The 12,408-nt window shown below is 48.0% G+C and carries 10 protein-coding genes; 9 read left to right on the plus strand and 1 reads right to left on the minus strand.

The window, feature by feature from the left end:
- The first annotated feature begins 72 nt into the window (after positions 1–72).
- The 7 genes from M3636_RS15350 (at position 73) to M3636_RS15380 (ending at position 8,994) form a co-directional block, all read left to right on the plus strand.
- Positions 73–837 (plus strand): hypothetical protein, encoded by a 765-nt coding sequence (locus M3636_RS15350; RefSeq protein WP_251383104.1) that lies wholly within the window; start codon positions 73–75, stop codon positions 835–837.
- Between the two features lie 636 nt (positions 838–1,473).
- Positions 1,474–3,006: a M23 family metallopeptidase gene (locus M3636_RS15355; protein ID WP_128104211.1), complete on the plus strand. Its 1,533-nt coding sequence runs from the start codon at positions 1,474–1,476 to the stop codon at positions 3,004–3,006.
- Between the two features lie 313 nt (positions 3,007–3,319).
- A complete protein-coding gene (yycF, locus tag M3636_RS15360; protein ID WP_145410159.1) occupies positions 3,320–4,039 on the plus strand; it encodes a response regulator YycF in 720 nt (239 codons plus the stop codon).
- A complete protein-coding gene (gene walK, locus M3636_RS15365) occupies positions 4,039–5,889 on the plus strand; it encodes a cell wall metabolism sensor histidine kinase WalK (RefSeq protein WP_128104209.1) in 1,851 nt (616 codons plus the stop codon). The genes yycF and walK overlap by 1 nt, the downstream gene beginning before the upstream one ends.
- Positions 5,873–7,153 (plus strand): YycH family regulatory protein, encoded by a 1,281-nt coding sequence (locus M3636_RS15370; protein ID WP_056697497.1) that lies wholly within the window; start codon positions 5,873–5,875, stop codon positions 7,151–7,153. Before walK ends, M3636_RS15370 begins: the two co-directional genes overlap by 17 nt.
- A 284-nt stretch (positions 7,154–7,437) precedes the next feature.
- Positions 7,438–8,181, plus strand: a complete 744-nt coding sequence (gene yycI, locus M3636_RS15375; RefSeq protein ID WP_145410157.1) for a two-component system regulatory protein YycI — start codon at positions 7,438–7,440, stop codon at positions 8,179–8,181.
- Between the two features lie 6 nt (positions 8,182–8,187).
- Entirely contained in the window at positions 8,188–8,994 is an 807-nt protein-coding gene (locus M3636_RS15380) for an MBL fold metallo-hydrolase (protein ID WP_056697493.1), read from the plus strand.
- Here M3636_RS15380 and M3636_RS15385 read toward each other — a convergent pair.
- Positions 8,963–9,175 carry a hypothetical protein gene (locus tag M3636_RS15385; protein ID WP_056697491.1) on the minus strand — a complete coding sequence of 71 codons (213 nt, stop codon included), beginning with the start codon at positions 9,173–9,175 and terminating at the stop codon, positions 8,963–8,965. The two genes, M3636_RS15380 and M3636_RS15385, sit on opposite strands and share 32 nt — an antisense overlap.
- 863 nt (positions 9,176–10,038) lie before the next feature.
- Here M3636_RS15385 and M3636_RS15390 point away from each other — a divergent pair.
- The gene (locus M3636_RS15390; RefSeq protein WP_128104207.1) at positions 10,039–11,307 is read left to right on the plus strand and encodes a S1C family serine protease; all 1,269 of its coding nucleotides are present in this window, start codon (positions 10,039–10,041) and stop codon (positions 11,305–11,307) included.
- Between the two features lie 355 nt (positions 11,308–11,662).
- A complete protein-coding gene (locus tag M3636_RS15395) occupies positions 11,663–12,184 on the plus strand; it encodes a hypothetical protein (RefSeq protein ID WP_251383105.1) in 522 nt (173 codons plus the stop codon).
- Positions 12,185–12,408: the final 224 nt, after the last annotated feature.

Consider the following 12,408-nt stretch of genomic DNA (forward strand, 5'->3'; position numbering starts at 1 on the left):
GATTAACAGTAGAGTGACAGACCCGGAGTGAAGCCAGATGAACGGGTGGGAAATTGGAGGGAGAGATCGGAAATGAAGCTGCTTCAATGGTTTGTAAAAATGGTGCTTACCGTTGTGTTGGTCAGTTCACTGACCCTATTAACGACCGGACTAATCGTACAGTCTTACGCTAAATCGCTACTTGCAAGTTTTAATATTCAGTGGGAGGGTCAGCCGCTAGGGCTAGCAGCTATGTTTCAAGGTATGCTTGGTGGCAAGTCCGGAGAGGACAAGAAGACGGAGACAGAACCACCAGATCAGCCAGCAGGGGCAGAAGAAGAACAAGTGCCGGAAAATGCCACCTCGGTGATGGGGAATGGCACGGATGACGATTCAGCGAGCACAGAGCGTGATACTGAGGTGTCTCTAGGTGGCGACCAACCCAATGCATCAACTGGTTCCGGTTCGGGTGAGAGTAGTGGAAATGAGTCTAATTCAGATGAAAGTGCAGGCGTAGGTGGGACGACAGGCGGTTCTGTAGGTAGTACAGGAGATGGTGTCGCTTCCGGCAATGGAACAGGTGGAAGCTCTAATGGAACTGCCCCAACAGGTAATGATTCAATTGTTGTATCTCCAGATGACATTACAGGTGTGAAGGATAAGTTGCCGCTAGAGGAGAAGGAGAAAATTTTCAGCTTGCTGATGGCTAAGTTACCTCAGAAGGAAATGCAACAGATCTCCGGTGCTATGGAGGGTGGACTAACCGAGCAGGAATTACGTGATATAGAGCAGGTAATCTCGAAGTATCTGACCAGCGAAGAATATGATAATTTGATGGAAGTGCTGCAAGCAGAGTGATCAGTAAGATAGAACGGGGGATGTTCCTCGTTTAATCTGAGATTTTCGCGGCAATTCTGCGAATATGAGCTGGCATATATAAGAAATGTAACAAGGTAAGTGCTCTAGTCATATAATTGAATGTAGTGTTTCATATTAAGACGCTATTTTATGGAATAGTGGAAGAAATTACTTGGCATAAATAGCCGTGAAGTTAAGGCATCCTATAGCAGGTTACTATACAAAATCCCTTATCAGAGTTCATCTGGCGAGGGATTTTCAGGTTGTGTTTTTATGAAAGAGAAGTCATATTTCGGTGGGTCTTAGAACCTAGTCATAAAAGTTGGTTGGAAGTACATAGTTTTCTTAATGTAAAGGCAAAAGATGAAGGCAGAAAGACCTGCCACCATATGGATAATACAGGAAAACCAGACGGGACGCGGCTTTGCGCTGTGATGGCTACAGTTGAAATGTGTGTAAAACCTGTGTTAAAGTATACGGGTGCGACAAAAGGTTAAAATTTTGACACTTTTACGAGCGCTGCTAAAGTCCTGATTTGCGGACACCCAGATAGATAGTTCAACAAACATGAGGCATACACGATGGGTGATGTCTTGACAGAAATGCGAGCCTAGAAGTGCTGAAAAGGAGAGAATCATGAAAGGTTTCAGAGGCATACGCCAACCGGGCAAAAACCGGGAACACGAACAATCCGGGGAACACCGGACGGCCGAAGACAAAAACAACATGAGCATGTCCAACTTCAGTGTTAAACAGAAGCGCGTTCAAGCCTCGCGCAAATGGATCATTACCACAGCATGTGGATTGTTTATTGCTGCATCGATCGGATTTGCAGGGAAACAGTATGTTGCAGCCAACACGGTTCCGTATTACAACGTGATCGTCAAAGGACAGGCTATTGGCAGCATTACAGATGAAGCGCAGTTACAACAACTATTTGCAGACAAAACAGAAGAATACCAAAATAAATATCCACAAGCGGAAATGGTTCTTAATACGGACGGCATTACCACTGAAACGGTAAAAGCATACAAACCGGACATAAACAGTGATGAAACGCTGAATAAACTCGATGATATGCTTACTGCTTACGCTAAAGGCGTGGAGCTGAAGGTCAACGGTGAAGTCATCGGCATTGTGAAGGATCAAGCAACAGCAGATGCGATTCTTGAACAAGTGCAGAGCAAATACATATCGGCATCGGCTGTGCGTAGCTCGCTCAAAACGAAGTCGGTATCGGCAAACTCTTCGAAGAAAGCCGAAGGGCCGAGTACAACCCTGAAATCCGTTGATATCAAAGAAGATGTGCAGACGGATGCAGTTAAAGCAGATCCAAACAAAATATGGGATGTCTCTGAGGCGGTTAAAGCATTAACGGTCGGTAAAGACGCGCCTGTAACCTATGTGGTACGAGAGGGAGACACCATCTCTTCTATTGCTGCCAAATACGAGCTTACTCAAAGCGAAATCCGTAAAAATAACCCTGGCATTAAAGAAACGTCTATGCAAATCGGAGACGAGCTTACACTGACGGTTCCAAAACCGGCGGTTACTGTGAAATCGGTCGAGCAAGTTGTTGAGCAGATCGAGATTAAACCCCAGGTTGAGGTACGTAAAAGTGCTGAGCTAAAAGCAGGGACAACTAAAGTGGTGCGTCCAGGTCAAAGCGGACTGAAAAACATGCAATATCGGATCACGAAAGAAAATGGCGAAGTCGTTCAAGAAGAATGGTTAGGTCAGGAAGTTGTTAAGTCAGCAGTGACCGAAGTTGTTCTTAGTGGTACGAAAGTAGTCGGTGAAGGTACAGGCGAGTTCGCATGGCCTGTCTCCAGCGCAACGATGAGCAGCAGCTTCGGTGAACGTTGGGGCCGTCAGCACAAAGGTGTAGACCTCGTAGGGAACCGGGATGTAAAATCCTCGGATGAAGGTGTAGTAACGTTTGCAGGACAGAAGAGCGGTTATGGCAATGTTATTATCATTAACCATCGTAACGGGTACGAAACATTATACGGGCATCTGAACAGCATTGGTGTTAAGGTTGGACAAATCGTCGAAAAAGGCGAAAGCATTGGTGTAATGGGCAATACTGGACGCTCGACAGGGACACATCTGCACTTCGAGATTATTAAGAATGGTACGGCAGAGAATCCGATGACATACTTGAATTAGTCGTTATACAAGGAAAATTCGGCGATACGCTTGTATCAAAATGTGGATTTTCCTTGTCACAAAGGTCAGCTTAGGCTGGCCTTTTTTCTATGGAGCACTTCAGAACTGTAAAAAAATTTCATTTTCCCGCCAATCGATTGCCAATCGGGATGTGACGCTGGTTCAGGTATGATAAACTATATATGTTCAACCTAATAGATAGACAGCTAAGATGGACAACTAAGATCATAACTACCAATGATGACAGAACAACTTATATACAGAGATAGACCGCATATGCGGATCAAGCAGGATACAGGGGTGAATACAGTCGATGCAGGGGAAGATTTTGGTGGTGGACGATGAACAGCCTATTGCAGACATTCTGAAGTTTAATTTAGAAAAAGAGGGATATGAGGTCATCTGCGCTTTCGATGGAATTCGCGCTGTCGAACTGGCGTTAGCCGAGAAACCGGATCTCATGCTACTCGATCTGATGTTACCAGGCAAGGATGGAATGGATGTATGCCGTGAGGTGCGTGCACATCTGGAAATGCCGATCATTATGCTGACCGCGAAGGATGGCGAGATTGATAAGGTACTTGGCTTGGAGCTGGGTGCGGATGATTATGTAACGAAGCCTTTCAGCACGAGAGAGCTGCTTGCACGGGTGAAGGCACAGATGCGTAGAAGACAGAAGCCTGCTACTACGACGGAAGCGCAAGAGGATGAGAAGCAGATTATGCGGCTGTTCGACTTGGCGTTTGATATGGACATGTATACAGCGTACAAAGGCGGAGAGCCGCTGGATCTGACCCACCGTGAATATGAACTTCTCTATTACATGGCGAAGCATTCGGGCAAGGTGATGACACGGGAACATCTGTTACAGGCCGTATGGGGATATGAATATTTCGGGGATGTGCGTACTGTGGATGTAACGATCCGTCGTCTGCGTGAGAAGATTGAGGAGAATCCGAGCAAACCGGAGACGATTCTGACGCGCCGTGGATTAGGTTATCTGGTGCGTAGTCCCAAAAGCGTGGGGATATAATGGGGCGATTCTCGCGATTTTCGTTCTTCCGAACGATTCAGGCGAAGCTAATTATCATATATGTGCTGCTGATTCTAATTGCGATGCAATTGATTGGCGTTTACTTTGTCAGTGCGATGAAGAATTCTCTTACAAGTAACTTCACCGAGGATCTACAGGCGAGAGCGGAGATGCTGTCGGTGCTAGTGGGAGAGACGATGGCTGGTGGCGAAGTGGAGGCTGGCGAGGACAAAACGGAAAATCTGCGCGTGCTGGTGAACAATCTGTTCAACATTAACGGGGCAGAGATTCAAGTGCTGGATGCCAGTGGTAAGGTGCTCACCACCTCGCTAAGCTCCCATTCGGACTATGTTGGACGCAAAAATACACAGACCGTTGTCAGCCGTGCGTTGCAGGGCATTCGAGATAATGAGGAATATATCGTTGATGAGGACAATGTCCGCAAAAAGGTGGTTGCCAAGCCGGTATTGTCCGGCGGCAAGATCATTGGTGCGGTATATATTGCCGCATCGATGAATGAGTTATATGCCACTATGGAGGGCATTAACAAGATTTTTATTTCGGGCATTCTCATTGCCCTTGTGTTAACAGCGGTGCTTGGCGTCATTCTATCTCATACGATTACACAACCGATTAAGGAAGTGACGAGGCGGGCAACAGCGGTGGCTGAAGGTAACTTCGACCAACAGACGCCTGTATTCGGCACAGATGAGATCGGCCAGCTCAGCCGCGCATTCAACTATATGACCAGTCGTCTGCGTGACGCACTCTCTCAGAACGAAGAGGAGAAAGAGAAGCTGACCTCCATTCTGACTAACATGAGTGACGGTGTAGTTGCGACAGACGAGTATGGCAAAGTCATTCTGGTCAATCGCCGTGCAAGTAGCATTCTGGGAATGCGTCCGGCAGATATTGAGGGCAGGCACTTCGCAGTGTTGCTCGGTATCGATCCTGAGGACGCGGAAGCACTGGCGAGTGGCTTCACAGGTTCGACCCTGTTGCAGATCGCTCCTGCGGGTCAGGAGGAGCCTGTCGTGATTCGTATGACGTTTACTCCTGTTCACAGACGTGAGTTAGGGATTACGGGAACGATTGCAGTGCTTCAGGATGTCACCGAACAAGAAGAGCTGGAAGCGTCCCGGCGTGAATTCGTGGCGAATGTATCCCATGAACTGCGTACGCCGCTGACCACCATTAAAAGTTATGCCGAGGCGCTAGATGATGGTGCACTCGAAGATCCCCAGCTCGCTGGGCGATTCGTTGGCGTTATCCAGAATGAGACGGAGCGAATGATCCGCCTTGTAACGGATCTGCTGCACCTGTCCAGACTGGATTCCAAAGAGGCGCTCCTGCGGAAGCAACCTACCGACATTCTGGAGATGCTGGAGGAAGTGACGGATCGTTTCTCATTCCAGATGCATCAAAAGGACATTCAGCCTGTGTTATCGGTGGAACGTGACCTTCCTGCGGTACCGCTGGATCGGGATCAGATTGATCAGGTGCTCGATAATGTTGTGTCCAATGCGCTGAAGTACACGCTTGAGGGTGGTACGATCACGATTGCAGCACGCAAAACGAATGATCAGACGCTCGCAATTTCAGTAACAGATACGGGAATGGGCATCCCACAGCGGGATTTGGATCGTATATTTGAACGGTTTTACCGTGTAGATAAGGCCCGTTCGCGTAGTATGGGCGGAACAGGACTCGGGTTATCCATTGCCCGGGAAATTGTAAAAGCCCATGACGGCAGTATTACGCTTGAATCGGAGCTGGACGTTGGCACGACCGTAACATTCACATTGCCGATGCGTGATGAAGGAGGTGAGCACCGTGAAGGAACGGATTAAATCACTGGTGCTTACCACACTCGTTGTTGCCAGCCTAGTACAGAGCTACTTTCTAATCTACCGTCTACCAGGCGGTGGGGATTCGGTTGTAACATCTGAAACGAACTATGTGAAGACCGAGAATATGGGTCAAGAGCGTAACATTGAGGAATTAATTTTTCCGGATCAGATGATTATTCATCTAGGTGAGGATAAACATACTGTGTTTTACCCAGGCAATACGTTCTATCAATTGATCTTCTCACGGTTACAGGGACGAACGTTTGATGATTTTCAGCGGCGTAGTGTGCAGTCTGTGAACTGGGATCAGATTCGGAAGGACAACCCTGGCTTCGAGCTGTCCTTCAAGGAGGGCATTCCGGTGGCTTTGTTACAGCGCGTAATGCGACTAGGCACGGATTCCCTCTTCCAGGGAGAGACGATTAACCGAATTTCAATCTATACCGCCAAAAATGAAACCAAGGCGCATGCGCTATTCTTCAGCGCCAAGGGAGATGTCGTTTACGAGGCTACGCAGGCTGACCTAACGGTACAGGATGTGCAGCAGCATGTGGACTTCGGCAGCAACTGGACGCCTTATACGCTGATGGATGGCCGTTATTACATTCCTTCTGAAGCTATCGAGACAATTGAGGCGAGTATGCCGACAAGTCAGTTTACGGTAGAACAGATGCAACGTAGCTTGTTCTTCGACCCGAGCATGACCCGGAATATCCGGGAAAAGGATGGGTCAGAGATCTACACGGATAGTAAACGCAGTTTGCAAGTGAAGCAGGATCAGCGATGGATTAGTTACACCGATCCAGCTGCACCACCTGCGGGACAGATTGATGCGGCCAAGGATGCCTTGTCCGCGGTGGATTTTGTCAACCAGCACGGGGGCTGGAAGGGACGGTCACGTCTAATGCTGGAGACAGCGGATAACAAAACACAGCTTCAGTTCCAGCAGTATTACGGCAGCTTTCCGATTATGGACTCGATGCAATTCCGCTTCGGTACGATCAACATGGAAATGCGACAGGAGACCGTATCGAGCTATGAGCGTTCATTGGAGTATCTGAACGAAGGTACGGAGACGAAACAATCGGTCAAGCTGCCTGGTGGGGACAAGCTGAAGGCACTCATTCAGAAGGTAGCTGGTGCAAACCGCGAGGTTGTAGATGTATATCCAGCGTATCGACCGTCTGCGATTGAGGATGGCCTTAAACTGATCCCGGTATGGGTGATTCGCTTCGGAAACGGTGAGGAAACGACGGTTTCTTGATAGTTCGTAGGGTGGAGCAGAGGGCTAACGAATCTGACACACCTTAAATGGCGGAATCAGCATAGGTAGCAAAATCTAACGAACCGCAGTGATGCTATTGTCGTAGAGTACCCGTGAAAATCGATAGAAGGTCTATAGATGCTAGAAATAACGTCTCTCCAATTCGTTAGATTAGAAACTTGCGGAAAATGGAGCTAATAAGACGTGTGGAGTTCGTTAAGAAACAAGTATTTCATTTAGTGAGTTTTCAGACACGACCTAGTTAACTGATGGAGGTGAACGTTTTGGATTGGGGACGGGCGAAAAATGTATTAATCTATGCCTTTCTGCTGCTGAACCTAGTGTTGGGATATCAGATCTGGATGGATGCACGGGAGACGGCCGGAGCCAATCTGGACTTCACCTCGCTGGCAGATAATACACAACAGGCGATGGAAGAGAAGGGGATTCAGGTGCTCGCACCTATCCCGAATGAAACACCGAAACTACCGAAGCTATCCTATGAATTCATAGAAGAGGAAGAGGCAGGTATTCGTGTTGACCTGGAACAGCCTGTAGACAGCAAGCTAATCTTCTCACAAAGTGAGCTGGAGGATGCGCTGCAAGATGAGATTCCGCAGATCGGCACGTACCGGCTGGATCAACTGATGGCGGAGGATGGGGCATTTGTCCTTCATCCATTGGTGGATAGCAAATGGCCGCTCTTCAATGTCAGTCTGGAGCTATTCTACAGCGACCAGAAGATTACAGGTTATCGTCAGACTCCGGTGAAAATTACGACAGCGGAGGAGAGCGAGCAGCAGGTGCTTCCGGCGTCGAAGGCGCTGGGTACGCTGATCGAGAACTTTTTGCCCAACGATTCCATCGTCAAAGATATTCAGCTTGGCTATTACGGCCAGTTGTTCAATTCAGATCTACAAGTTGCGATGCCGGCATGGCGATTCGTGCTGGAAAGTGGCGAAGTGTTGTACGTGCAGGGCATCAGTGGGGATGTATTCAGTCCCAAGACAGATAAACCAGGGGAGTAATGAGTTATGGGGATTTATTTTACCGTATTGTCTAGTGGTTCTACAGGAAACGCCACAGTCATACAGCATGGAGGCACGTCACTTATGATTGATGCAGGCCTCAGTGCGAAGCGACTGGATGCACTGTTCCAGGAACGGGAGATCGCAGGAACAGAGCTGGACGGCATTCTGGTCACACATGAACATTCCGATCACATTAAAGGACTAGGCGCGATGTCTCGGAAATATAATTTACCAATCTATGCAAACACCAATACGTGGGCGGCGCTGGAGAAGTCTGTTGGAGCCATTCCGGAGGAGAACCGGCGGATATTTGAAACAGGTGAGAAGCATGATTTTGGCTCGCTGCGCGTGGAGTCTTTCGGCATCTCACATGATGCAGCAGAACCTGTGGGTTATACGTTCGATGATGGTAGTGAGAAGCTGTCTGTTGCGACAGACCTGGGCTATATGAGCGACAAGGTTCGCGATGCTATCTCGAATTCTGACGTGCTTGTGCTCGAATCGAATCATGACGTCGAATTGCTGCGGATGGGACGTTATCCGTGGAATACGAAGCGCCGAATCTTAAGCGATATCGGGCATTTGTCGAATGAAGCAGCAGGGGCAGCACTTAGTGAATTGATGAATGGACGCATCAAGCGCACGTATCTTGCACATCTCAGCCGGGATCATAATATGATGGATCTGGCGAAAATGACCGTGCGCGATGCGATGGAGAGTCGTGGATGCTTCTATCGGGATCATGAGTTCAAACTCTGTGATACGTATTATGACCGTCCTACACCATGGGATAGGGTGGGTGAGCCATAAAGCTGTCTAGCTCAGCGGCTTTGCGCTCTACTTCTTCGCGGGTTAGGATGCCTTTGTCCACGAGCAGCTCAATGATGGTGCTTAGGGCTAATGTATTGCGGTAATGCTCTTCTTTGAGATCGGCTAGCTTGGCCGCCATATGAACCTCTTCCATGGCTGTGAGTGTACGTGTGCGTTCCATAAGCGAATCCTCCTTCTATGAACCTTCGAATTCTTTTCTTAAAATGAGAGTGCAATTAGGCAAATTGGTGTCAAGACGCCTGTGGGCATCCGTCGGTACCAAATGCCGACTTTGAACAAACTTTATACTATTATTGTAGTCAGGCTGGTTGGAAAACATTCCTCTTTTTGCCGCTATAAATGAAAGAAGAGGCCGTGTATGCTGAAACAGTAGCCTATCGGATGAGAAAAAGTTTGCCTGAAAGGGTAAATTTGCGCTTAGCGAACGGGATTTTGTGGTGATAGATATAGTATGGATCTTTATCGATAGCTGCAAATTAGCGGAAATTTACGTTATTCTTCGTATTTATGCAACTTTTTCAGATATAACGTGTTTAGTATATAAGGAGCACTTGGAAATAGGCTGGAATGTGAGCGAACTGGTGAGTGTATTGGCATATCAAATAAAGCGAGAGCGTGATTGATAGAGTCACTGGCAGAATGGGAGATCCATTCTGTTGTACATAGACGCTTCATTTCGTGTACTTGGGAGTGCAGCGATATGCAGAAAGATTTTGAAAAATGCAAGAGAGCATGGGGAAAGAGCTGGCATTTACGCCACGCACGTAACGGAGGACACAGAACGAAGCTGGAGGAGCGGAGCTCAGAGCTTTCTGAAAGGAACTTGTTTCGGAAGCAATGACTCACCTTTATCCCCGGATTACACCTTTACTACAGGGTTCAAAGAAGTCTGGGGATGACAGCAATCGGAAGCTCATCTGTCGGCGGAGTGGGGTATGTGAGAACACTATCGTCGTCCCATGCGACAATGATCAGGCGACAGTCAGGATCTTGATGCGTGACAACGAAGGGGAGAGGATCACGATGGGATTGTTCGGAGACGATTTTTATTCAACTAAAGTTTCAAGACGCGCCGAACCTGTGCAGAAGGGCAAACTTCAGATTCTCCGCCCAGGAGGGCGTGATCGGTGGCAGAATCCGCGCAAATCGCGCTCGGGTATTAGCTCCACGGTCAAAGTAGCCGTGATCAGTTCCGTGATCAGCTCCATCGTTACCGTTACCCTGTTCAGCTTCATCATGCAGCCAGCGTCTGTACCGTTATCCAATGCGGCGATAGGCAATGGTGCAGGTGGCGGTGCGCCCTCAGCTCAAGCTGTTGATCCGTACGACCGAATCATTCAGGCAGCTGAGAAGGTGCGCCCTTCTGTGGTTAGCATTGTGAATCATAAAACGGGCAGTAGCCTTTCTATGGAGGACTCGGCGCTAGGGTCAGGTGTCATTTTCAAGAAGGAAGAGGGCACAGCCTACATTATGACCAACCACCATGTGGTGGAAGGTGCGAGTGATCTTGAGATCGTAACGGTGGACGGAGAGACACATAAGGCGAAGCTGGTTGGCAAAGACCGGGTGAGCGATATTGCGGTGCTGTCGACAGAGGATAAAGGGCTAGGAGCTGTAGCGGAGATTGGCGATTCCAGCAAGCTTAAACGAGGTCAGACCGTACTTGCCATTGGTAACCCGCTCGGTCTGGGCGGTACACTGACATCCGGGATTGTGAGTTATACTGATCGCATTCTACCCGTGTCGATTAATCAGGACGGCGTGTATGACTGGGAGCAGAATGTTATTCAGACAGATGCAGCGATCAACGAAGGCAATAGCGGCGGTGCACTGGTTGATCTGAACGGCAAAGTGGTCGGCATTAACACGATGAAGATATCGGATACGGGCGTTGAAGGTCTTGGATTTGCGATTCCGATGAACGAAGTGATGAAGACTGTCGATTCGCTATTGTTACACGGTAAAGTATCCCGTCCATACCTGGGCGTGTACACTGTCGATCTGAGCAATCCTTATGCTCCACTAGACGACGAGCAGCGTAAGGATCTGAAACTACCATCTCACGTTGATAGCGGTGTGGTCGTGCTCGAAGCATCGGGTCCTGCATCGGAAGCGGGTATGAAGCTGAACGATGTTATTACTGAATTTGACGGGCAAAAAATTACCTCTACGCTCGATCTTCGTAAATATCTGTACGATAAGAAGAAAATCGGCGATACGATTGAGGTAACCTTCTACCGGGACGGCAAAGCCGAGAAGGTATCGGTGAAGCTGTCGGATAAACCGGAGTAAAACAGATATCTAACACAGACTATGGTGAGATCGTGTTAGGGAATAATAGAAAGAGCTGGTCAGGTCGCTGATCAGCTCTTTTTTTAACTTGATAGGATAAGTTTAATTATGAGCGAGAAATGTACTGCTAGATTCATGGTTGTTACTATTGATTTGCTGTCGAAATGGCTCAGTATACCGGGACAGAGGTTATTCTTTTGACAAATGATCGGACAGGATCAGAGCCTAAGACTCAGTTACATTAGACCTTTGCTATGATAAACTATTGTCAATGTGTTTGTAATGCACGGGTGTGCAAGTAACAGGTCTTTGACGATCTGGATGTTCTAAATCATAGAAGAGGGGTTATTCAATCATGAAACGTACAATGAAAGGAATGCTGGGGGGAACGGCTCTACTTGTGTCGCTGACTCTCTTATCTGCATGCACTTCGAAGGAAGCTACACCGGGGGCTGTGGATACGAATGGGTTGGAGGATAAGATTGCAGGTCTAGAGCAGCGGCTTGCGGAGCAGGTTCAGAAGAGCGGGGAGCAGGATAATAAGATTGCGGAGCTGGAGAAAAAGCTGAATGAGCTCAGTACGACGGTGTCCACTGCGACTGAAACCGGAGGGACGGCTACAGGCGCACCTACTAATAATGGATCGGCAGGAAAGGGCGATGGGGTGCTGATCACCTTTGCTCAGTACGAAAAGCTTGAGGTGGGCATGACGGTTGAGGAAGTGATCGCGATCCTCGGCGGCGAAGGTGAAGCGTTGAGTGAAGCCGAGAATATGGTTGTCTACAACTATAAAGGTACCGGGGATACGGGAGCGAATGCGGTTATTGCTTTTCAAAGTGGCAAATTGCTGACAAAGGCTCAATCTGGGCTGCAATAATAGAAAATGGGTTTATGAAGAGAACCAATCAGAATATTCTGGTTGGTTTTTTTGTGATGAGTATTTTGTGGGATTTATGTCTTAAAAGTAGGCTGTCAAAATGAGAGTATACAAGAGTTTGGGTTATACAACTTCCGATGAGAGTAGTGCCTTCGGTTGATTTGGGTACACCTATTGGAGCGAAAGATGCTTGCTAGAGAAGAGCTTAAACTTTAGATTTTTGA

It is taken from the genome of Paenibacillus sp. MER 99-2 (assembly GCF_023714095.1).
Taxonomy (GTDB): Bacteria; Bacillota; Bacilli; order Paenibacillales; family Paenibacillaceae; genus Paenibacillus.